Genomic DNA, 21,262 nt, shown 5'->3' with positions numbered 1-21,262 from the left:
TGCGCTGTGTTTCCGTATGAAATACAGGCAACCGACACTCTGCGCCTCTTAAGCGAGCGACAACCGTGAGGTTGGCGACGTGAACAGACACGAGGCCATCGGTTCATACCCCGGAAAGCGTCACCTTGCCCGCAGCTTTGTCGTCAATGTAAGAATAACGAGTAAGTTACGATGAAAAGAATGTTAATCAACGCAACTCAGCAAGAAGAGTTGCGTGTCGCCCTTGTGGATGGGCAGCGCCTGTACGATCTGGATATCGAAAGTCCTGGACACGAACAGAAAAAAGCGAACATTTACAAAGGTAAAATCACCCGCATTGAACCAAGCCTTGAAGCTGCATTTGTCGATTACGGTGCTGAGCGTCACGGTTTCCTCCCTCTTAAAGAAATCGCCCGCGAATATTTCCCTGCAAACTACAACGCCCATGGCCGCCCAAACATCAAAGATGTTCTGCGTGAAGGTCAGGAAGTTATCGTCCAGATTGATAAAGAAGAGCGTGGCAACAAAGGTGCCGCACTGACGACCTTTATCAGCCTGGCGGGGAGCTATCTGGTTCTGATGCCAAACAACCCGCGTGCGGGTGGTATCTCTCGCCGTATCGAAGGTGATGACCGTACCGAGCTGAAAGAAGCGCTGGCAAGTCTTGAACTGCCGGACGGCATGGGGCTTATCGTGCGTACCGCAGGCGTAGGCAAATCTGCCGAAGCGCTGCAGTGGGACTTAAGCTTCCGTCTGAAGCACTGGGAAGCTATCCAGAAAGCAGCAGAAAGCCGCCCTGCTCCGTTCCTGATCCACCAGGAAAGCAACGTTATCGTGCGTGCCTTCCGTGATTACCTGCGTCAGGACATCGGCGAAATTCTGATTGATAACCCGAAAGTGCTTGAGCTGGCTCGCCAGCACATCGCCGCGCTGGGTCGTCCGGATTTCACCAGCAAAATCAAACTGTACACCGGTGAAATCCCGCTGTTCAGCCACTATCAGATTGAATCCCAGATTGAATCCGCCTTCCAGCGTGAAGTGCGTCTGCCATCTGGTGGTTCTATCGTTATCGATACGACCGAAGCGCTGACCGCTATCGACATCAACTCCGCGCGTGCAACCCGCGGCGGTGATATCGAAGAAACCGCCTTCAACACCAACCTTGAAGCCGCCGATGAAATCGCCCGCCAGCTCCGCCTGCGCGACCTGGGTGGTCTGATCGTTATCGACTTCATCGACATGACCCCTGTTCGTCACCAGCGTGCGGTTGAAAACCGTCTGCGCGAAGCGGTGCGCCAGGACCGTGCTCGTATCCAGATCAGCCATATTTCTCGCTTTGGCCTGCTGGAGATGTCCCGTCAGCGTCTGAGCCCATCACTGGGTGAGTCCAGCCATCACGTTTGCCCGCGCTGTTCCGGTACCGGTACCGTGCGTGATAACGAATCGCTGTCCCTCTCTATTCTGCGTCTGATTGAAGAAGAAGCGCTGAAAGAGAACACTAAAGAAGTTCACGCCATTGTGCCTGTGCCCGTTGCCTCTTACCTGCTTAACGAAAAACGTGCAGCGGTAAGCGCAATCGAAGCACGTCAGGGCGGCGTTCGCTGCATCATCGTGCCAAACGACCAGATGCAGACTCCGCACTATCACGTGCTGCGTGTACGTAAGGGCGAAGAGACGACCACCCTCAGCTACCTGCTGCCGAAGCTGCATGAAGAAGAGATGGCACTGCCATCCGATGAAGAACCTGCCGAGCGTAAACTGCCTGAGCAGCCAGCATTAGCCACCTTCATTATGCCGGAAGCGCCGCCGGAAGCCGTGCTGGAAAAACCAGCGGCTAAACCTGCTGCGCAAAAACCTGCGCCAGACGTGGCGAAAGCCCAGCCAGAGCAACCTGGTCTTCTGAGCCGCTTCTTCGGCGCGCTGAAGAAGATGTTTGCTGGCGAAGAAGTTCAGCCGGAGCAGCCAAAAGAAGCACCGAAAGAAGCGAAGCCTGAGCGTCAGCAGGATCGTCGTAAGCGCCAGAACAACCGCCGCGATCGTAATGACCGCAGCGATCGTAACGACCGTAACGAGCGTCGCGACAACCGTTCTGACAACAACGAAGGCCGTGAGCAACGCGAAGATAACCGTCGCAACCGTCGCGAGAAACAGCAGCAGAATGTTGAAGATCGCGAAATTCGCCAACCGGCTGGCGATGAGTCAGAGAAGAGCAAACAGCGCGACGAGCAGCAGCCTCGCCGCGAGCGCAATCGTCGTCGCAACGACGAGAAGCGTCAGGCGCAGCAGGAAGTTAAAAACCTGAACCGCGAAGAGCCTGTTGAACAGCAAGACGCTGAGCAGGAAGAACGTACTCAGGTTATGCCACGTCGTAAGCAGCGTCAGCTGAATCAGAAAGTCCGTTTTGCTTCTGAAACGACCGAAGAGACAACTGTTGTTACGGAAACCGTCGCCGAAAGCGCGCCGCAGACCCAACTGGCGAAAATTGATCTGCCAGCAGTGGTAGAGAACAACGCCGAGCAGGACGATAACGGCGAAGGTCGTGATAACGCAGGCATGCCGCGTCGTTCACGTCGTTCTCCTCGTCACCTGCGCGTGAGCGGTCAGCGTCGTCGCCGTTATCGTGACGAGCGTTACCCGACTCAGTCTCCAATGCCTTTAGCTATCGCGTGTGCGTCACCTGAAATGGCATCCGGTAAAGTCTGGATCCGCTACCCGGTTGCTCGCCCGGAGCAGATTGTTGAAGAACAGTCTGTCACCGAAGAGGTGATTGCACCTGTCGTTGCAGCTGAAGAGGTTGTGGTTGTGGCTGCAGCAGCGACGGTGGTTGAGCCGCAGGCTGTGGAAGCCGAAGCCCCACAGGCGGTTGAAGTGGAAACCACCCATCCTGAAGTGATTGCTGCCCCGGTTGATGCCGCACCGCAGTTCATCGCCGAAGAAGACGCGGTCGTGGCCGAAGAGGTTGCTGAAGAAGTTGAAGTCGCCGCGCCGGTTGAAGACACCGCTGACGCTGTTATCGAAACGGTGACAGAAGAGGTGGTTCAGGAGGTTGAACTCGACGTTGAACCGGTTCGTGAAGCCGAAGAAGCTCCAGCGCCTGAGGTGAAACCAGAGCCAGTGGTTACTGCGCCAGCGGCAGCACACGTTGCAACGGCACCCATGACTCGCGCACCTGCGCCTGAGTATGTGCCGGAAGCACCGCGTCAAAGCGACTGGGTTCGCCCAGAGTTCAACTTTGACGGCAAAGGTTCCGCAGGTGGTCACAGCGCAACGCACCAGGCGACTGCACCGGCAACCCGCCCCCAGTCTGTTGAGTAATACGCGTTAGGACGAAAAGCCGACCTCAGGGTCGGCTTTTTTATTGCGCATTTGCTGGCTTTCTCATTCCGGCTATACCCGGCATCACCTGCTTCATCATCTCAAGAAAACGTCGCAAGCGCGCCGGATAGTATCGCGACCACGGATAAACCAGATGGACGGGCAGCGCCGTGGGTTGCCACTCGGGCAGAAGAGGGATTAAGCGCCCTTCCTGAATATCCTCTTTCACCGTCCAGCTTGATACCAGCGCCACCCCCAGCCCGGTCAGGGCCGTATTTCGCGCCACGTACAGGCTGTCCGTGCTCAGACGCGGCGTAATGGCAATGCGTGTCGGCTGCGCTGCACCATCAAACAATTCAACGTGTCGCTGGTAGAAGGTGCTGATGGCAATCCAGGGCAGCGCCTGCAAATCCTCTGGCTTGCTAACCTTTGGGAAGCGTGCCAGCAACGCAGGAGAGGCGACGATGGAGCGCGGTACCTCTGCCAGCTGTACGGAAACCGTGGCGGGATCGACCTCGGCACCCACGCGGATCGCACAATCAATATTGTCGCTGAGAAAATCCACCGACTTATCGTTCAACATCCACTCAACGGAAAGCTGAGGATAACGCTGCAAAAATTCCGTCAACGGTTTCAGGAGCTGTTCCTGACCAAAGGCGTGCGGTGCCCGCACCCGCAATACCCCAACCGGTTCATCCTCCGCCTGCCCGACTTCATCTTCCAGCGCCAGCCAGCTATCAATCACCCGCCGGGCATGCTGATAGCAGCGTTCACCGTCGTCAGTGAGCCTGGTGGCATGGGTGGTTCGCAGCAGCAGGCGAGCCCCCAGCAAGGTTTCCAGAGACTGCAAACGTCGGCTTACCGTGGCCTGAGTCGTCGAAAGCTGCCTTGCCGCTGCCGAGAGCGAGCCGGTTTCCACGATGCGAACAAAAGTTCGCATCAGTTCCACCCTGTCTATACGCTCAACTCGCTTCATACCTTCCTCTGTCATACGCTTAACGTATAAGCGTTTTACCATCGGCCCGTCTACCGCCGCAAGGCGTAGTGATAAAAAATAGCCTCACACTATGACTGAGGAACGTCTTATGAACACAACAACTGCCTCCCATGCCGTGAGCCGCTGGGTGATATTAATGCTGGCTCTGGGTGCTGGTTTCAGCGTGGCATCCATTTACTACGCACAGCCTTTGCTGCCTCTCATGGGCGCAGACCTTCATTTGAGTATTGAAGGAATGGGCCTGGTTCCGACGCTGACCCAGGCAGGCTACGCGCTCGGCATCCTCTTCCTGTTGCCGCTTGGCGATCGTCATGACCGCAGGACGCTGATTCTGATTAAAAGTGCTGCCCTGGCGCTGTTTCTTCTGGGCTGTAGTCTCACCGGGCAACTCCCTTCGCTGCTGCTGACAAGCCTGCTGATTGGCATGGCCGCCACCATGGCGCAGGATATCGTTCCCGCTGCTGCGATCCTCGCCCCTGAAGGTAAACAAGGGAAAACCGTGGGCACCGTCATGACAGGTCTTCTGCTAGGCATATTGTTGTCGAGAACCGTCAGCGGCGTGGTCGGTGAAGCCTTTGGCTGGCGGGTGATGTATCAGCTGGCTGCTGCAAGCATTGCCTTTGTCGGCGCGGTGATGTGGGCCGTACTCCCACGTTTTGCTATTCACTCCACGCTGAGCTATCCCGCGCTGATGCGTTCCATGGAGCACCTGTGGCGTCGTTACCCGGCACTGCGTCGCGCGGCGCTGGCTCAGGGTTTTCTGTCGATTGCCTTTAGCGCATTCTGGTCAACGCTGGCCGTAATGCTGCTGGAACGCTACCACCTCGGCAGCGCCGTGGCGGGCGGGTTTGGTATCGCAGGTGCCGCCGGTGCATTAGCCGCGCCGCTGGCAGGCGGGCTGGCGGATAAACTGGGTGCAGGAAAAGTGACGCAACTGGGTGCCTCGCTCGTCACCGTCTCGTTTGCGCTAATGTTCCTGATGCCCGCCCTCGGCGTCCATGGGCAGTTGATCCTGATTGCCGTCTCCGCCGTCGGTTTTGACCTTGGCCTGCAGTCAAGCCTGGTGGCTCACCAGAATCTGGTCTACAGCCTTGAACCGCAGGCACGCGGTCGCCTGAATGCCCTGCTCTTTACGGTGGTGTTTATCGGAATGGCGCTAGGCTCGGCGTTCGGCAGTAAAATTTATACGATGGCAGGCTGGTCTGGCGTGGTGGCGCTGGCAACGCTGTGCGGCGTTATTGCCCTGATCATCAGACTGATTGAAAACGCCCGGGTAACATCCGCTCAGGCTGAAACCGTGTAAAAAAATGCCCAGTCCATACGGACTGGGCAGTCAAAACATGCCCAGTTTCAAGACATGTTCTAAGAGGTCAAGACATTATTTGTTCATCTGGAACAGGGACATCCCCTGCATATCGCTAAACGCCTTATAGGAGGCCTGCAGAGCCGCCTGCTGCATGGAGTAAGAAGAGATCACCGAGTTCCAGTCCACATCGACCAGGTCGCTCATCTGCTGCGTTTGGCCCAAAGCACGGTCATCGCCCAGCGAATCCAGTTTGCCCAGCTCGTCCAGTTTGATCCCCAGGTCTGCACGCACGGTCAGCACGTTGTTCAGCGAGTTGCTCAGGCCGCGGTTGGTTTTATCCATCGCCGCCGTAAACGCATCGGCTTTAGTCTGGTCGCCTTCAACCGGCGTATTCAGCGCAGCGATAGCGGTATCCAGAATCTTAAACAGGTTGGTTTCCGGCGCGCTGCCGTCCGGCTCCGGTTTCGCGTTACTGGTGAAGGTATCGAAAACTTCACTGCCCGTGTGGCTGATTTGCATGGTACGCGCGGCGTCAACCTGCTGGCTGATTGGCGTAGAGCCGCCGTTATAGGTGCCGGTCGTCTCGTCGAAGGCCGCCGCTTCCGTTTTGTAACCCGCAAAAATATAGCGTCCATTACCGTCGGTGCTGTTTGCCAGGTTCATCAGCTGATCGCGGATCCCCTGCAGGTTGGTGGCAAGCGACTGTCGGTCATCATCGCTCAGGGTTCCGTTACCGGCGTTAACCACTTTTTCCTGTGCGGTGATAATCGCATTCGTCACCTCTTTCAGCACGTTCTCTTCCAGCGACACCTTGGTCGTGGCGAAAGAACGCGCCAGCGCATACTGGCTGTTCTGCGTCTGCGCCTGGGAGAGCACAACGGCCTGAGAAGCCGCAATCGGGTCATCGGAAGGACGGTTTACGCGCTTGCCGGTTGACATCTGCTCGCCATAGCCCAGCCAGAGACTCTGGGAGTTCGTCACTCCGCGCATGCTCTGCTCATACATCATTTGAGTACTAATACGCATTTTTTAACCCCGGCCTTAGCGAATGTTGATCAACGCATCAAACAGCGTGCTCGCCGTTTGCAGAACCTGCGCATTCGCCAGGTAGTACTGCTGATAGCGCTGCAGATTGCCGTATTCTTCATCCAGGTTAACCCCGGAAATCGACTGCTGCTGTTTGGTCAGCTGCGTTACCACGTTGTCTTTCGTGGCGCTGCTGGTTTTCAGCGATGCCGTGGTGCTCCCCACCGTACTGACCAGTGACGCATAGGCATCGTTGAAGGTTTTGTTATTCCCCACCAGCTTCGCGCTCTGCAGATCCAACAGTTTTTGGCCGTTGGTATTGTCGCTATCGCCGCTGTCGCTGGCGGAGGCCATCGCCAGTTTGGATTCATCGCTAATCGCGACGTCCATATTCATAATGACGTCATTCACCGGTTTCACGATGAAGCTGTCTTTCTGGTTGGCCGCACCGGTGATGTTCACGTTCAGACCATCAAACGACAGGTTACCGCTGCCGTCCGGCGTGGCCGTAAAGCTGGTTTTGTCAGACAGACGCGTGACCGTCCAGTTGGTCCCGTTGTACTCAACTTTATAGTTCGTCGCCTGCACCGCAGAGCTGTCCGTTACGCTCGCCGTGACCGACGCGCTGCCGGTGTTTTTGCTGTTACTCAGTACGGAAGGTGAACCGAAGTCGAACAGCTTGCCGCCTGCGTCGCCATTTGCGTCGAACCCGGCTTCATGCTGTGTGTTCATCGCGTCGGCAAACGCCAGCGCCATCTGGTTAAGGGTGTTACGCGCCTTATCCAGATCTTCAGAACGGAAGGTCAACAGCCCACCCAGTGACCCTGTGGTGATCTGCTTTTCCGGGATCTCAACGTTTCCAGACGCTGCATCCACGTAGGCAATCGTGGTGCGCGACGGGTCAGCACTGGATTTCACCGCAGCCAGCTGGCTGGCAGTACTGCCCTGCACCAGGGTGTAACCGTTCGCGATGGAGATATTGTACGTACCGCTGTCCTGCACGGTCACGTCCACACCCACAATCTTATTCAGCTCGCTCACCAGCTGATCGCGCTGATCGAGCAGTTCGTTCGGCGATGCGCCCGCGCCTACGCCGGTCAGACGGGAAATTTGATCGTTAAGGTTGGCTATCTGCTTCGCGTAGTTATTGATCTGATCCACGCTGGTGGTGATCGCGGTGTTAACCTGCGCATCCTGATCGCGAAGATACTGATCGTTGGTTTTAAACTGGTTTACCAGTCCATCCGCTTTGCCGATCACCGTCTGGCGTGCAGCCGGATCTTCGGCGTTACTCACCAGCGTTTGCAGGCTCTTGAAGAAATCCTGCAGCGTGGTCGAAAGCGAGTTGGTGGTATCGGAGAGCACGTCGTCAATCTTTGACATCTGCTGATAGCGCGTTGTCAGCCCGCTGCTCTGCGTCTGTGCGGCGCGCAGCTGGTTGGTAATGAAGGCGTCATACTCACGCTGCACGCCGGAGACATAAACCCCGTTCCCCACCCAGCCACCGCCGGTCAGCGTGCTGTTAGCCGCGCCCAGAATGGTGTTCTGGCGGGTGTAACCTGCCACGTTATAGCTTGAAATATTATTACTTACGGTATTAAGTGCCGCCTGTGCCGCACTGAGGCCACTCATGGCGCTGTTAATCAAACTGGACATGGGGGTTCCTTTTATACTTTCAGACACGAGTCCTGATGAAGGTTATCGGCAGCCTCCACCGGGACTTGAGAACTTTCAGAACAGATTTTCAATATCGGTGCTATAGGCTTTACTCACCTTCTCACCCATCGATTTCAGCTGCTGGATCATGCTGGTGAGCTTGCGCGCATAGTTCGGATCGGTAGCGTATCCCGCATTCTGCAATGCCTGCGCGCCCTGCTCCGGCGTCGATGCCTGCGTCACGGCGGTATAGCGCGGGTTTCGGCTTAACAGGCCGACGTAATCTGACAATGCTTCAAGGTAGGAGCTGTAAACGCGGAATTTGGCTTTAACCTTCACTGCCGCGCCGTTTTCGTATTCGGTGGTGGTGATCTCGGTTGTCGGCCCCTTCCAGCTGGAGGTAGCTTTCACGCCAAAGATGTTGAAGCTCGGATCGCCGTTTTCCTTACGGATTTGACGCTGGCCCCAGCCCGACTCTAGGGCCGCCTGGGCCAGGATCAGGTGATGCGGTACCCCGCTCTGCTCGCTGGCCAGTCGCGCTGGCAGAGAAAGCTGCGCCAGGAAGTCCTTACTGTCGCCGGAGAGCGGCTCGTCGCGCGTCTCTGCGGGCTTCGGCATGGCCTTACGCACCATCTGCGTCAGCGCCTGGTTCTGATAACTGGTCACCGTTTCGATGTCGAACTTCATCGGCACCTGCTGCGGCTGATCCTCAGGCTGAATACCCTGTGCGGCAGCGGTCTGTTTGACAATCATGTCAGCCAGTCCGAGTCCTTTACCGGCGGTCATCTGCTGTGCAATCTGCTGGTCATACATGCTGGTGTAAAGCCGCGTGGAATCGCTGCTGAACATCCCGTCTTTCGGCAGGGTCTCACGCATGCTTTTCAACATCATCTGCACGAACATCCCTTCCACCTGGCGGGCGACCGGGCGGATATTCGCCGCCGGGTCTTTGCCTGCTTTGGTTTTGAGTTCGTTCAGCGACTGGGCATCCCAGGCGGCACCGGTCAGCAGTTTGCTATCGGTCAGCATTAGATGATTTCCAGTTTGGCGCGCAGGCAGCCTGCACTTTGCATCGATTGCAGAATCGACATCAGATCCATCGGCGTCGCGCCCAGCGCATTCAGGGCGCGCACCACGCTGTTCAGGTTCGCGCTGGAACGCACGCTTTGCAGCGAGCCGCCGCTCTGGCGCAAATCAATCTGCGTTTGCGGTGTCACCACCGTCTGACCGCCACCAAATGGCGTGTCCGGCTGGCTGACGTTGGCAGAGCGGTTCACCGTCACGGAGAGGTTACCCTGCGCCACGGCACAGCTGTCCAGCGACACCTCGCGGTTCATCACCACTGACCCGGTGCGTGAGTTGATGATGACTTTGGCATCCTGCACCGGCACGTTCACTTCCATATTCTGGATATCCGCCAGCATACGCACCTGGTTACTGTTACCCGAAGAGGTCCGGATCTGCACGGTACGCGCGTCCAGCGCCGTGGCGCTCCCGTAGCCGCGGCTGCGGTTGATGGTGTCGGCAATTTGCTGCGCCATCGTGAAGTCTTCATTATTAAGCTGCAGGTTGATGGTATTTCCTGCGCCAAACTGGGTCGGTAGCTCGCGTTCGATGATGGCCCCGTTAGTGATACGCCCGCCGTTTAGCTGGTTCACCTGCACGCTGCTCCCGCCCGCAGAGGCACCCGCACCGCCAACCAGAATGTTACCCTGCGCCAGGGCATAGACCTGGCTGTCGACGCCCTTAAGCGGCGTCATCAACAGCGTGCCGCCGCGCAGGCTTTTGGCGTTACCCATGGAGGAGACCACTACGTCGATGGTCTGCCCCTGACGCGCAAACGCCGGATAGGACGCGGTCACCATCACCGCCGCCACGTTTTTCAGCTGCATGTTGGTCCCCGCAGGGACGGTAATACCAAGCTGCGAAAGCATGTTATTCAGGGTCTGGGTGGTGAATGGCGTTTGGGTGGTCTGGTCACCCGTACCGTCCAGCCCCACCACCAGGCCATAGCCAATCAGCGAGTTCTCGCGCACGCCCTGAACGCTGGTCAGGTCGCGAATACGGTCAGCCTGAGCGAAGGTTGCCACCAGCGCCAGCGCCACGGCGAAGATCGTTTTAAACATGGGTCACCTCGCTTACATCGGCGATAAGTTAAGGAAGAAACGCTGCAGCCAGCCCATATTTTGCGCTTCATTGATATAGCCGTTACCGACGTATTCAATGCGCGCATCCGCCACCTGGGTGGACGGTACGGTGTTGGTGCCGCTGATGGTGCGAGGGTTAACCACACCGGAGAAGCGAATGAACTCAGTGCCCTGGTTAATGGCGATCTGTTTTTCACCCACAACGTGTAAATTGCCGTTAACCAGCACCTGGTCAACCGTCACCGTCAGCGTACCGCTGAAGGTGTTGCTGGCGTTCGCACCACCTTTACCGTTAAAGGTATTGCCGCCAGACGCCTCAACATCCGCACGCGCATTGCCGAACAGGCCCTGCAGATAGCGTGGAACGGTGTCGAAGCCAAAATTGGTTTTGCCATCGCGGCTGGCGTTCGCCGACGAGCTCTTGCTCGCACTGACGTTTTCCTGCAGCACAATGGTCAGCGTATCGCCGATGTTACGCGGGCGACGATCTTCAAACAGCGGCTGATAGCCGTAGTTAATCGGCTGTGCGGTCTGGAAAATGGAGCCGTTCACCACGGGCGCGGGGCCGGGAACGGGCTGGGCGGTCGTCGCACCCTCGACCAATGGTTTAGACGGGATCCAGGCACACCCGCTGAGGGTGACGGCCAGAACAGTCAGTATCGGATAACGAAACGCCGCGTTTTTTTGCATTGCCTTCATCTTCGAAAACAGGGAGCCGGTGCGGCGTTGACCGCACCGGACTGCACCTTAGAGTTGCGTCAGTTTCTGCAGCATCTGATCGGTCGTCGACACTGCTTTACTGTTAATTTCATACGCGCGCTGGACCTGGATCATATTCACCAGCTCTTCCGCCACGTTAACGTTCGAGGTTTCAACATAACCCTGATACAGCAGACCCGCGCCGTTCAGACCCGGCGTGCTCTCATTTGGCGTACCGGAGGACTGGGTTTCGGTGTAGAGGTTCTCACCAATGCTTTCCAGACCGGTATCGTTCATGAAGGTGGTCAGGTTGAGCTGTCCAACCTGAACGGGCGCGGCCTGACCCTGCTGGGTGACGCTCACGATACCGTCGCGCCCGATGGTGATGCTCAGGGCATTCGCCGGAATGGTGATTGCAGGCTGAACTTGGAAGCCGCCCGCCGTCACCAGTTGGCCGTTTTGATCCACCTGGAATGAGCCGTCACGGGTGTAGGCTGAGGTACCGTCAGGCAGCTGCACCTGGAAGAAACCCTGCCCTTTGATGGCCACATCTTTACTGTTGTTGGTCTGAGACAGGTTGCCCTGGCTGTGCAGACGCTCGGTCGCTACCGGACGCACGCCGGTACCAATCTGCAGACCGGACGGCAGCGTCGTTTGCTCAGAAGACTGAGCACCCGGCTGGCGAATGGTTTGATAAAGCAAATCTTCGAAAACCGCACGCTGACGCTTGAAACCATTGGTGCTGACGTTTGCCAGGTTGTTGGCAATCACATCCATGTTGGTTTGCTGCGCATCCAGGCCTGTTTTCGCGATCCATAAAGAACTGATCATAAGGAGTCCTGTTAACTCATAGCCAGAAGTTGGTTAGCCTTGCTCGCGTTTTCATCCACGCTGCTGATAATTTTCATCTGCATTTCAAAACGGCGGGCGCTGGCGATCATGTCGGTCATGGCTTCAACCGGCTTGACGTTACTGCCTTCCAGCACGCCGGACATCACGCGAATGCTCGGGTCAGCCTGGAGGGTAGCTCCACGGGTGGCCTGTGCCGCCTGGGTCAGACGGAACATGCCGTCATCGCCGCGCTGCACCTCTTTGCCTTCCGCTTTAACCAGTTTCAGACGCCCGACGGGCGCAACGGTATTGGCCGGATCGCCCGGGTTTAACGCCGAGATGGTGCCGTCTGCCGCGATGGTCAGCTCTGAGCCTTCCGGTACCGTGAGCGGACCGGCTTCGCCCATCACCGGATGACCCTGAATGGTCAACTGCCCGGTTGCGCTCACCTGGATATTACCGTTGCGGGTATAGCCTTCGCTGCCGTCTGCCGTTTGCACCGCCAGCCAGCCGTCCTGCTGAAGGGCAACGTCCAGCGGACGCGAGGTGTAATCCATCTGGCCCGGCGTCATATCGGCACCGGGAGTGGATGCCGTCACCAGCGTACGCGTGGGCAATGAAAGCCCTTCGACCGGCACCGCACGCAGCGCATTAAGCTGCGCGCGAAAGCCCGGCGTGGAGGCGTTTGCCAGGTTGCTGGCGGTAACGGCCTGCTGATTGAGCGTCTGGCTTGCCGCGCCCATCGCTGTATATATTGCGTGATCCATTGCGCGTTCCTGTTAGCCGCTTAACGCAGGTTAACCAGCGTGTTGAGGATCTGATCCTGCGTTTTGATGGTCTGCGCATTCGACTGGTAGTTACGTTGCGCGACAATCATGTTCACCAGCTCTTTACTCAGGTCCACGTTAGAGGCTTCCAGCGCGCCGTTGGTCAGCGTACCAAAGTTACCGGTACCCGCCGTGCCGAGCAGCGCAACGCCGGAGGACTGGCTTGCAGACCATACGTTGTCGCCTTCAGATTTCAGGCCTTCGTTGTTAGCAAAGTTTGCCAGCACGATCTGCCCCAGAACCTGCGTCTGTTCGTTGGAGTAGTTACCCACAACGGTGCCGTCGTCGTTAATCTGATAGCTCACCAGATCGCCCGGCTTGTAGCCGTTCTGAGTGGTCCCGACAACGTTGTTGGCACCGGTATTCTGCTGCATGGAGTTCTGGAAGCTCAGGGAGAACGTCGCAGGCGTCGCGCCGCTCACCGAACCGGTGGTGATGTTGATGGCCGGGGTGGCGTTTGGCGTCGCGCTCAGCACGCCAGCCGCGTTGTAGTTGTACACGCCCGCCAGGTTACCGTTGCTGTCAAAGTTCATTTGAGCGGCTTTGGTTGCTGGAGAACCGGCAACGCTACCGTCCTGGGTGTACAGATCCCATTTGTTGTCTGCTGTTTTGACGTAGTAGACATACATGTTGTGGGCGTTACCCTGGGTATCGAATACGGTCACGGTCCCTTTTTTGTTGTAGGTATCCGGGTTAGTCGCATCGAACGCGGCAGTCTGCGCATCATCCGTGGAGTTCAGGTTGATCTGCTGGGTTGCCGTTGTGGTCGCCTTCGCGGCCATCAGGGTGTTAGGGATAGTAATCGCCTGTGGGTTCGCACCGGTCTGCACCGTTGGTGGCGTACCTGCAACCGGATAGCCGGTCAACTGCATCCCCTGCATGTTCACCAGGGTACGGTTTTCGTCGAGCTTAAACTGGCCGTTACGGCTGTAGAACACAGAGCCGTTGGAATCCACCATACGGAAGAAACCGTTCTGGCTGATGGCAACGTCCAGACCACGACCGGTATTGGTGGTTGTACCGTCGGTAAAGTCCTGAGTGATACCCGCGACTTTAACGCCCAGGCCGACTTTAGAGCCTGCAAACATATCGGCAAACGAGGCCGAACCGGATTTAAAACCATAGGTCGCGGAGTTGGCGATGTTGTTGCCAATGACGTCCAGGTTGGTGGCCGCAGCATTCAGGCCGCTGACCGCTTGAGAAAAGGCCATGACTTACTCCTGATAAGTGTAAAGGCTTAGATAATCTGCCGAACTTCGTCGAGTGTGGTGGTACCAGAGGTACCCAAATCCAGTTTGTTGCCATCGCTACTTTTGATGACGCCCTGAACCAGTGCAAACTGCAGCGGCTGCGCAACCAGCTGGGTGGTCCCGGTGCTGGCGCTGATCGCCACCTTATAGGAACCGTTTGGTGCTTTAGTGCCGTCGGTCAGGCTGCCATCCCAGGTGAAGGTATGCACACCTGCTTTCAACTCACCGATGTCGATGGTGCGTACCACGGCACCGGTCGAGTCGGTTATCGTCGCGGTCACTTTGTCAGCCGCCTGCTGCAGCTCAACGCCAAACGGCGTGGTGGTGGTGGTTGAGGTGCCATCGGTGGTGCTGGTGCCCGCCAGAATGGTGGTCCCCGGGATCATCACCCCATGACCAATCAGGTTGGCTGCCTGCAAAGACTGGCTGTTGTCGATTTGACCGGAGACGGAGCCGAGCGTGGTATTCAGTTTCTCAATGCCGCTCACGGTACTGATCTGCGCAAGCTGCGTGGTCAGTTCGTTGTTCTGCATCGGGTTGGTAGGATCCTGGTTCTTCAGCTGCGCCACCAGCAGCGTTAAGAAGCTGCTTTGCAGATCGTTAGCACTGCTTCCGGTCAGGGAGCTGGAACCGGAGGTCGTGCTGGCACTGCTGACCCCCGTATTCGTTGGGTCATTCATACTGACGGCAATGGACATGCGTGTCTCCTTTACTGGCCGAGCGTGAGTGTTTTGAGCATCATGCTCTTCACGGTGTTGAGCACTTCGACGTTTGCCTGATAGCTGCGCGAGGCGGACATCGAGTTCACCATCTCACCGACCACATCCACGTTAGGCATCTTCACGTAACCACTGGCATCGGCGAGCGGGTTGCCCGGTTCATACACCAGCTTGTCAGGTGCCTGGCTCTCCACCACGTCAGAGACTTTCACGCCGCCTGTTGCCGCACCCGGTGCAGCATCGACCTGAAAGACCACCTGTTTTGCTTTATAGGGCTGTCCGTCAGGACCGGTTACGCTGTCGGCGTTAGCGAGGTTACTGGCGGCAACGTTCAGACGCTTGGACTGTGCCGTTAACGCCGAACCGGCGATATCAAAAATATTCAGCAAAGCCATGGATTAGTTGCCCCCTTGCAGGACGGTCATCATGCCTTTAATTTGTCCGCCGAGTAGGGTCAGACCCGTCTGGTACTGCAGGCTGTTATCGGCAAACTGCGTACGCTCCCGGTCCATGTCGACGGTGTTGCCGTCAAGCGATGGCTGGTCGGGAATGCGATAAAGTAAATCGGTCGTGGGCGCGGTCATCGCCTGAGCAGGAATATGGCGTGAGGATGTCAGTGCAAGTGCGACACCCGTTCCTTCGGCACGTCCACGCTCCATCACTTTTTTAAGTTCACTGGAAAAATCAATATCGCGCGCCTGATACCCCGGGGTATCGGCGTTGGCAATATTGGCGGCCAAAATCTCCTGCCGCTGGGCGCGTAAATTGAGCGCTTCCTGCTGAAAACGTAACGCGGCGTCGAGTTTATCGAGCATGTCTCCTCCGCTGATGGCAAAATTTCAGTTCACAGCTTAAATCTCACCCCGTCTCCCCTATCGACGGAATAAGCGCAAAATGCGTCGCTATTTATTGCGTTGATGTAAAACCACTGCGGGTAGAATCCTCTCAATTCTGGAAACGGTGGGATGTGCAATGCGGACGATAAAACGAGGCCTGGCGGCAACCTTATTGCTTTTAAGCCCTCTGGCGCAGGCTGAAAACTTACAGGCTCAGCTGACGACTTTTTTTGCACAGCAGCTGGCGGGCTTTAGTGATGAAGTCAGCGTCACCGTTCGCACGCCGCCTAATCTCTATCCCTCCTGCGAACAGCCCTCATTCACCGTGACCGGCACGACAAAGCTGTGGGGTAACGTGAACGTGCTGGCGCGCTGCGCCAACGAAAAACGCTATTTACAGGTTGCGGTTCTGGCGACGGGCAATTATGTTGTTGCCGCCGCGCCCATTGCCCGCGGCAGCGTACTGCAGGCCAGCAGCGTGACGCTTAAACGCGGTCGACTGGATCAGCTTCCGCCGCGAACGATGCTGGACATAAACCAGGCACAGGACGCGGTCAGCCTGCGCGATATGGCACCAGGCCAGGCCATTCAGCTCTCCATGCTGCGTAAAGCGTGGCGGGTGAAAGCGGGTCAGCAGGTGATGGTGGTCGCCAACGGAGACGGCTTTAGTATCAACAGTGAAGGTAAGGCATTAAACAATGCCGCCGTGGCGCAAAATGCCCGGGTCAGAATGTCTTCAGGCCAGGTGGTTAGCGGAACCGTCGATTCTGATGGGAATATTCTGATTAACCTATAATCTTTTTAAAGATTTCGCGGTGCCTGCCGATAAATATTCAACTAATGATGATGTCAGGCGCAAACGCCGCGAACCCTCGATGAGGACAACACTATGAGCATTGATCGTACATCAGCCCTGAAGCCGGTTAGCACTGTACAACCTCGCGAAACGAATGACGCTCCCGCGCAGAAAACGCGTCTGGAAAAACCGTCTACGGCTAACAGCACTAGCGTGACTCTGAGCGACGCGCAGTCCAAACTGATGCAGCCGGGCAGCAGCGATATCAACATGGAACGTGTTGAAGCGCTGAAAACGGCCATTCGTAACGGCGAGCTGAAAATGGATACCAGCAAAATCGCTGACGCGCTGATCGAGGAAGCGCAGAGTTTCTTACAGAGTAAATAACCGTATGAGTCGACTGTCAGAAATACTGGATCAGATGACGGTTGTCCTGAACGACCTGAAAACGGTAATGGATGCTGAACAACAACACCTGTCTTCGGGTCAAATCAACGGCAGCGCGTTGCAACGCATTACTGAAGACAAAAGTTCGCTTCTGGCGACGCTGGATTACCTTGAGCAGCAGCGACGCGCTGAACAGGATCAGAAGCGCAGCGCCAACGATGAAATTGTCGAACGTTGGCAAACGATTACGGAAAAAACCCAGCATCTGCGCGATCTCAACCAGCATAACGGTTGGTTACTGGAGGGACAGATGGTGCGTAATCAGCAGGCTCTGGAAGTATTAAAGCCCCATAAAGAGCCGGGGCTGTATGGTGCGGATGGTCAGACGTCCACGGCACGCATTACGGGCGGGAAAAAGATTTCGATTTGACGCCTTAGCGGCAAATCAAGCTGTGGGGAGCACCATAAGGTGAACTCCCCTTTTGGCGTTTATGCCGTACGGCGGGTGAACTCTTTCACCTTGAATCCCAACACCGCGAGCGTGGCGAAGTAGGCCACCACGCCGACCACCACAACGGCCATCAGGCGCATCAGGCGGAATGGCATGGTGCCCGCTGACCAGTCCGGCATCACATACAGCATGCCGAGCAATGCCGCCGACATCACCAGCACCGCGATCACCAGACGCACAAGAAAACGCGACCAGCCCGGCTGCGGCGTGAAAATATCCTGCTTACGCAGCTGCCAGTATAGCAGCCCGGCATTCAGGCAGGCCGCCAGACCAATCGACAGCGCCAGCCCGGCGTGTCTCAGCGGACCGATAAACGCCAGGTTCATCAGCTGGGTCATAATCAGCGTCACAATGGCGATTTTCACCGGCGTTTTGATGTCCTGGCGTGAATAGAACCCCGGTGCCAGCACCTTCACGACAATCAGCCCCATCAACCCTACCGAATAGGCAATAAGCGCCTGCTGGGTCATGGCGGCGTCATGGGCGGTAAATTTACCGTACTGGAACAGCGACACCGTCAGCGGTTTTGCCAGAATCCCCAGCGCCACTGCGCTCGGCAGCGCCAGCAGAAAGCAGAGACGCAGCCCCCAGTCCATCAGGCGGCAATACTCATCGTGGTTGCCGCTGGCAAAGCTTTTGGAGAGCGACGGCAGCAGGATGGTCCCCAGCGCCACGCCCAGCACGCCGGATGGAAACTCCATCAGACGGTCAGCGTAGTACATCCATGAGACCGAACCAGACACCAGGAAAGAGGCAAAAATGGTATTGATGATGAGTGAGATCTGGCTGACGGAAACCCCGAGGATCGCGGGCCCCATCTGCTTAATAACCCGCATCGCACCGGCATCTTTAAGGTTGATACGCGGCAGGACCAGCATGCCGATTTTTTTCAGGTGCGGCAGCTGGTAAGCAAGCTGCAGCACGCCGCCCACGGTCACGGCCCAGGCCAGCGCCAGCACCGGCGGATTGAAATGCGGTGCGGCAAACAGCGCAAAGCCGATCATGCTGACGTTAAGAAACGTCGGCGCAAACGCCGGGACGGAGAAGCGGTTCCAGGTATTGAGTATCGCCCCCACCAGCGAGGCCAGCGAGATCAGCAGAATATAGGGGAAGGTAATGCGCAGAAGCTGCGAGGTTAGGGCAAATTTATCCGCCGTATCCGCAAAGCCCGGTGCCGTCACCATAATCACCCAGGGCGCGGCCAGCATCCCGATGACGGTCACCACCGCCAGCGCCAGGGTCAGTAGCCCCGAGACGTAAGAGACAAAAACGCGGGTCGCGTCCTCGCCCTGCTTGCTTTTATATTCTGCGAGAATCGGCACGAAGGCCTGGGAAAATGCGCCTTCCGCAAAAATACGGCGTAATAAGTTCGGCAATTTGAACGCGACGAAAAAGGCGTCCGTGGCCATCCCTGCACCAAATACCCTTGCCACAATGGCGTCGCGCGCAAAGCCGAGCACGCGGGAAAACATGGTCATCGAGCTGACGGCCGCCAGCGATTTTAATAAGTTCATTAACGTGAATTTCCAGAACCATACGGATTTGTAGACCGGGTAAGCGTAAGCGCCACCCGGCAAAGCCAACAAGCGGCGCTTAGTCTAACCGGATTTCAACGAATTACTATCCGCAGATGTTACAGCGAGTTATTCACTCATGGCGTCGCGCCAGAGCCTTTCTACAATGCGCTGCGCCAGAATCGCCTGCTCGCCGGAGGTTTCAGGAACCGTCTGATTTTGTACGCAGGTGATAAAGTGACGAGCACACCCGACAAAACCGCGCTGCTCCAGCGTGCTCTGCCAGCCGGGAACGGGCAGTGTCACCACGCCGTTGCCCTTCTCTTCTCGCCACTCACGCATGTCCGTAATGTCGACCAGCGCGCCGTCGGCCACCGCCTGCACGGATTCACGCTGGCTACCGGCCCGACGGTGCATGCTGGTGGTCACCTGAAGATGCTCAACGGAAAAGTGGTGTTCCGCATAGACCATCTGCCCCTGATCGTTTGTCAGCAGAGTGCCGCTTTTCAGCTGTGCATTGCCGTCCGTCAGCCATAACGCCGTATCCACAACGTGAAGATAATCATCCAGCAGGGTGAAGCGCAGATCGTTCGGCCCGACGCTGTCTGTGCGGTGCTTATCCATCCGCAGTGAGGCAAGCGAGCCCGACTGCGCCTTAAGCTGCTGGTAAAGCGGTGCGAAGCGGCGGTTGAAGCCCACCATCAGCGTCAGCTTTTTGCGCGCGGCAAGCTCAATCAGCCGTTCGGCATCCTGAACATTTTCTGCCAGCGGCTTATCCACGCAGACGTGGACACCCGCGTTGAGCAGCTCGCTCACCACCTGATAGTGCGTTGCCGTTGAGGTATGCACAAATACCGCATCGCACTCGTGGGCTAACGCCTGAAGCGAGCTGGCATACGGAATGCGCCAGGTTTCACAGATGCGTTCGGCCTTCTCGCGCGTGGGCGACCAGGCCCCCTGCAGCGTCCAGTCAGATGCTGCGCCCAAAACCGGTAGCCAGGCTTTCTGCGCGATACCGCCCAGACCGACCACGCCAATGCGTAATTTTTTCACCATCAGTCTCCCAAATGTGCCAGCAATGCATCCAGACGCTGTTTCAGCCCGGCAACCTCGTCTTCCAGTGCCTCTACGCGGGCAACCAAATCGACCTCTCCTGCATTGATATCGGTTGCAATGGATTTAACTGAAATATCCACATCACCACTGAACAGATGCATATAGCGGCTTTCGCGTTTTCCCGGCTCGCGCGCCAGACGCACCACGTAAGGGCCATCCTCACGAGCCGCCAGCCCTTCAAGCGTCTGTTCGACCTCCTGCATATCGCTGAACTCATGCATACGGGAAGCGCGCGTCCGCAGTTCCCCTGGCGTCTGTGCCCCCCGCAGCAACAGCGTGGTGATGACCGCCACTTCCGCGCTGCTCAGCTTCAGGTCGCCAAATTCTGAGTTACAAAAGCGCTGTTCATACTTAGTGACGCGGTTACCGAAGCCGCTGACGGTGCGCAGGTAGTGGCGTTTGACCAGCGCATCCAGCACGTCCTGAACATCATGCTCGCTGAGGTTCATCACCGGCTCACGGTTGGTTTTTTGGTTGCAGGCCATCGTCACGGCGTTGACCGAAAGCGGATACTGTTCCGGCGTGGTGACCTGTTTTTCCAGCAGGCTGCCGACAACGCGCGCTTCTGCACCGCTTAACTGATATTTCATCTTTTCTCCTTAACGACCTGCAGTCCAGTCCGGGGTGGTTAATGCGGTGAGAACATGATCGCGCCATTCGCCATCGATAAGCAGATAGTCTTTGGCGTAGCCCTCTTTCTCAAAGCCTAAGCGCGCCAGCAAATCCCCGCTGCGCTGATTATGCGGCATGTAGTTCGCCATAATACGGTGGATATGTTGCGTGCGTTGCATGTAGCGGATCGCCGCCGTTAACGCCTCAAACATCAGCCCCTGCCCCTGCCATTTCTGACCGATGGAGTAGCCGAGATAACAGGCGTGGAACGATCCGCGCACCACGTTAGAAAAATTGGCGATGCCGATAATCTCTTTTTCTTCCGGATCCAGCAGCGCGAAATAAAATGCGCTGCCCTGTTTGTGAAATTCCGCGATCATACTGAGACGCGCCTGCCAGCCGGAGGGGTAACAATGGCTCTCATCCCGAACGGGTTCCCAGGGCTTTAAAAACTGGCGATTCTCGGCGTAATAATCCGCCAGACGCCAGGCATCACGCTCATGCACCAGACGAACGACGAGCCTGTCCGTTGTCAGACGCACTTTTGGCACATTGCTGCGATAGCCAAACATCGATACCACTCCTTCCCGTCACTTCTGTTCTACCGATTAGCTTTACTATACCTGCGCCTGCGCCGTCTGTGAAAACAGTGACATACCATTTTGACCTCTTTTCACATTTTTCGATGAGAACTCTCTATCAAAGCACCCTTTTGATAAAAAAATATTGTCACGCCCG

General features: G+C 56.9%; 21 protein-coding genes. 5 read left to right on the top strand and 16 right to left on the bottom strand.

Annotation, left to right across the window (positions count from 1 at the left end; translation table 11 throughout):
• The first annotated feature begins 171 nt into the window (after positions 1 to 171).
• Positions 172 to 3,294 (top strand): ribonuclease E, encoded by a 3,123-nt coding sequence (rne, locus tag KW829_RS08815; RefSeq protein ID WP_218308040.1) that lies wholly within the window; start codon positions 172 to 174, stop codon positions 3,292 to 3,294.
• Between the two features lie 40 nt (positions 3,295 to 3,334).
• Here rne and KW829_RS08810 read toward each other — a convergent pair whose 3' ends face one another.
• The gene (locus tag KW829_RS08810) at positions 3,335 to 4,312 is read right to left on the bottom strand and encodes a LysR family transcriptional regulator (protein WP_218308039.1); all 978 of its coding nucleotides are present in this window, start codon (positions 4,310 to 4,312) and stop codon (positions 3,335 to 3,337) included.
• Positions 4,313 to 4,379: 67 nt separating this feature from the next.
• Between KW829_RS08810 and KW829_RS08805 the strand changes: the two genes are divergently transcribed.
• Positions 4,380 to 5,594, top strand: coding sequence for an MFS transporter (locus KW829_RS08805; protein ID WP_218308038.1), 1,215 nt, complete (start codon positions 4,380 to 4,382; stop codon positions 5,592 to 5,594).
• A gap of 75 nt (positions 5,595 to 5,669) precedes the next feature.
• On the opposite strand, the gene flgL is transcribed toward KW829_RS08805, so the two are convergent.
• From flgL to flgB, 11 genes are all read right to left on the bottom strand, one after another.
• Entirely contained in the window at positions 5,670 to 6,623 is a 954-nt protein-coding gene (flgL, locus tag KW829_RS08800; RefSeq protein WP_010429668.1) for a flagellar hook-associated protein FlgL, read from the bottom strand.
• 15 nt (positions 6,624 to 6,638) lie between these two features.
• Positions 6,639 to 8,279, bottom strand: a complete 1,641-nt coding sequence (gene flgK, locus KW829_RS08795) for a flagellar hook-associated protein FlgK (RefSeq protein WP_010429667.1) — start codon at positions 8,277 to 8,279, stop codon at positions 6,639 to 6,641.
• Positions 8,280 to 8,354: 75 nt separating this feature from the next.
• Positions 8,355 to 9,308 (bottom strand): flagellar assembly peptidoglycan hydrolase FlgJ, encoded by a 954-nt coding sequence (flgJ, locus tag KW829_RS08790; protein WP_010429665.1) that lies wholly within the window; start codon positions 9,306 to 9,308, stop codon positions 8,355 to 8,357.
• Positions 9,308 to 10,405: a flagellar basal body P-ring protein FlgI gene (locus KW829_RS08785; RefSeq protein ID WP_010429662.1), complete on the bottom strand. Its 1,098-nt coding sequence runs from the start codon at positions 10,403 to 10,405 to the stop codon at positions 9,308 to 9,310. The genes flgJ and KW829_RS08785 overlap by 1 nt, the downstream gene beginning before the upstream one ends.
• Before the next feature lie 12 nt (positions 10,406 to 10,417).
• Positions 10,418 to 11,116, bottom strand: coding sequence for a flagellar basal body L-ring protein FlgH (flgH, locus tag KW829_RS08780; RefSeq protein WP_089599873.1), 699 nt, complete (start codon positions 11,114 to 11,116; stop codon positions 10,418 to 10,420).
• 57 nt (positions 11,117 to 11,173) lie between these two features.
• Positions 11,174 to 11,956: a flagellar basal-body rod protein FlgG gene (flgG, locus tag KW829_RS08775; protein ID WP_000625853.1), complete on the bottom strand. Its 783-nt coding sequence runs from the start codon at positions 11,954 to 11,956 to the stop codon at positions 11,174 to 11,176.
• 11 nt (positions 11,957 to 11,967) lie between these two features.
• A complete protein-coding gene (locus KW829_RS08770) occupies positions 11,968 to 12,723 on the bottom strand; it encodes a flagellar basal body rod protein FlgF (protein WP_109081055.1) in 756 nt (251 codons plus the stop codon).
• A 20-nt stretch (positions 12,724 to 12,743) separates the two neighbouring features.
• A complete protein-coding gene (flgE, locus tag KW829_RS08765) occupies positions 12,744 to 13,994 on the bottom strand; it encodes a flagellar hook protein FlgE (protein WP_100167048.1) in 1,251 nt (416 codons plus the stop codon).
• A gap of 26 nt (positions 13,995 to 14,020) precedes the next feature.
• Positions 14,021 to 14,731, bottom strand: coding sequence for a flagellar hook assembly protein FlgD (gene flgD, locus KW829_RS08760; protein ID WP_010429650.1), 711 nt, complete (start codon positions 14,729 to 14,731; stop codon positions 14,021 to 14,023).
• 11 nt (positions 14,732 to 14,742) lie between these two features.
• Complete coding sequence (flgC, locus tag KW829_RS08755) at positions 14,743 to 15,147, bottom strand: flagellar basal body rod protein FlgC (RefSeq protein WP_010429647.1); 405 nt, start codon at positions 15,145 to 15,147, stop codon at positions 14,743 to 14,745.
• 3 nt (positions 15,148 to 15,150) lie between these two features.
• On the bottom strand, positions 15,151 to 15,567 hold the full coding sequence (flgB, locus tag KW829_RS08750) for a flagellar basal body rod protein FlgB (RefSeq protein WP_010429643.1): 417 nt from the start codon (positions 15,565 to 15,567) through the stop codon (positions 15,151 to 15,153).
• A gap of 157 nt (positions 15,568 to 15,724) precedes the next feature.
• Between flgB and flgA the strand changes: the two genes are divergently transcribed.
• From flgA to flgN, 3 genes are all read left to right on the top strand, one after another.
• Positions 15,725 to 16,384 carry a flagellar basal body P-ring formation chaperone FlgA gene (gene flgA / locus KW829_RS08745; protein WP_218308037.1) on the top strand — a complete coding sequence of 220 codons (660 nt, stop codon included), beginning with the start codon at positions 15,725 to 15,727 and terminating at the stop codon, positions 16,382 to 16,384.
• Positions 16,385 to 16,477: 93 nt separating this feature from the next.
• Positions 16,478 to 16,771: a flagellar biosynthesis anti-sigma factor FlgM gene (gene flgM, locus KW829_RS08740; RefSeq protein ID WP_010429637.1), complete on the top strand. Its 294-nt coding sequence runs from the start codon at positions 16,478 to 16,480 to the stop codon at positions 16,769 to 16,771.
• 4 nt (positions 16,772 to 16,775) lie between these two features.
• Positions 16,776 to 17,201, top strand: coding sequence for a flagella biosynthesis chaperone FlgN (gene flgN / locus KW829_RS08735; protein ID WP_218308036.1), 426 nt, complete (start codon positions 16,776 to 16,778; stop codon positions 17,199 to 17,201).
• 59 nt (positions 17,202 to 17,260) lie between these two features.
• Here flgN and murJ read toward each other — a convergent pair whose 3' ends face one another.
• The 4 genes from murJ to rimJ form a co-directional block, all read right to left on the bottom strand.
• A complete protein-coding gene (gene murJ / locus KW829_RS08730) occupies positions 17,261 to 18,796 on the bottom strand; it encodes a murein biosynthesis integral membrane protein MurJ (RefSeq protein ID WP_089599868.1) in 1,536 nt (511 codons plus the stop codon).
• Between the two features lie 129 nt (positions 18,797 to 18,925).
• Positions 18,926 to 19,849 carry a Gfo/Idh/MocA family protein gene (locus KW829_RS08725; protein WP_218308223.1) on the bottom strand — a complete coding sequence of 308 codons (924 nt, stop codon included), beginning with the start codon at positions 19,847 to 19,849 and terminating at the stop codon, positions 18,926 to 18,928.
• A gap of 2 nt (positions 19,850 to 19,851) precedes the next feature.
• Positions 19,852 to 20,502 (bottom strand): YceH family protein, encoded by a 651-nt coding sequence (locus tag KW829_RS08720; RefSeq protein ID WP_218308035.1) that lies wholly within the window; start codon positions 20,500 to 20,502, stop codon positions 19,852 to 19,854.
• Between the two features lie 9 nt (positions 20,503 to 20,511).
• A complete protein-coding gene (rimJ, locus tag KW829_RS08715; protein WP_010429626.1) occupies positions 20,512 to 21,096 on the bottom strand; it encodes a ribosomal protein S5-alanine N-acetyltransferase in 585 nt (194 codons plus the stop codon).
• Positions 21,097 to 21,262 lie beyond the last annotated feature (166 nt).

The sequence above is a fragment of the Enterobacter sp. ENT02 genome (genome assembly GCF_019219165.1).
Taxonomy (GTDB): domain Bacteria; phylum Pseudomonadota; class Gammaproteobacteria; order Enterobacterales; family Enterobacteriaceae; genus Enterobacter; species Enterobacter mori.
The sequence above is the reverse complement of the archived record's forward strand: the minus strand, read 5'-3'. Positions and strand labels throughout refer to the sequence as shown.

Coding starts and splice junctions, on each gene's coding strand:
- rne (WP_218308040.1), top strand. CDS start 172: ATGAAAAGAATGTTAATCAACGCAACTCAGCAAGAAGAGTTGCGTGTC.
- KW829_RS08810 (WP_218308039.1), bottom strand. CDS start 4,312: ATGGTAAAACGCTTATACGTTAAGCGTATGACAGAGGAAGGTATGAAG.
- KW829_RS08805 (WP_218308038.1), top strand. CDS start 4,380: ATGAACACAACAACTGCCTCCCATGCCGTGAGCCGCTGGGTGATATTA.
- flgL (WP_010429668.1), bottom strand. CDS start 6,623: ATGCGTATTAGTACTCAAATGATGTATGAGCAGAGCATGCGCGGAGTG.
- flgK (WP_010429667.1), bottom strand. CDS start 8,279: ATGTCCAGTTTGATTAACAGCGCCATGAGTGGCCTCAGTGCGGCACAG.
- flgJ (WP_010429665.1), bottom strand. CDS start 9,308: ATGCTGACCGATAGCAAACTGCTGACCGGTGCCGCCTGGGATGCCCAG.
- KW829_RS08785 (WP_010429662.1), bottom strand. CDS start 10,405: ATGTTTAAAACGATCTTCGCCGTGGCGCTGGCGCTGGTGGCAACCTTC.
- flgH (WP_089599873.1), bottom strand. CDS start 11,116: ATGCAAAAAAACGCGGCGTTTCGTTATCCGATACTGACTGTTCTGGCC.
- flgG (WP_000625853.1), bottom strand. CDS start 11,956: ATGATCAGTTCTTTATGGATCGCGAAAACAGGCCTGGATGCGCAGCAA.
- KW829_RS08770 (WP_109081055.1), bottom strand. CDS start 12,723: ATGGATCACGCAATATATACAGCGATGGGCGCGGCAAGCCAGACGCTC.
- flgE (WP_100167048.1), bottom strand. CDS start 13,994: ATGGCCTTTTCTCAAGCGGTCAGCGGCCTGAATGCTGCGGCCACCAAC.
- flgD (WP_010429650.1), bottom strand. CDS start 14,731: ATGTCCATTGCCGTCAGTATGAATGACCCAACGAATACGGGGGTCAGC.
- flgC (WP_010429647.1), bottom strand. CDS start 15,147: ATGGCTTTGCTGAATATTTTTGATATCGCCGGTTCGGCGTTAACGGCA.
- flgB (WP_010429643.1), bottom strand. CDS start 15,567: ATGCTCGATAAACTCGACGCCGCGTTACGTTTTCAGCAGGAAGCGCTC.
- flgA (WP_218308037.1), top strand. CDS start 15,725: ATGCGGACGATAAAACGAGGCCTGGCGGCAACCTTATTGCTTTTAAGC.
- flgM (WP_010429637.1), top strand. CDS start 16,478: ATGAGCATTGATCGTACATCAGCCCTGAAGCCGGTTAGCACTGTACAA.
- flgN (WP_218308036.1), top strand. CDS start 16,776: ATGAGTCGACTGTCAGAAATACTGGATCAGATGACGGTTGTCCTGAAC.
- murJ (WP_089599868.1), bottom strand. CDS start 18,796: ATGAACTTATTAAAATCGCTGGCGGCCGTCAGCTCGATGACCATGTTT.
- KW829_RS08720 (WP_218308035.1), bottom strand. CDS start 20,502: ATGAAATATCAGTTAAGCGGTGCAGAAGCGCGCGTTGTCGGCAGCCTG.
- rimJ (WP_010429626.1), bottom strand. CDS start 21,096: ATGTTTGGCTATCGCAGCAATGTGCCAAAAGTGCGTCTGACAACGGAC.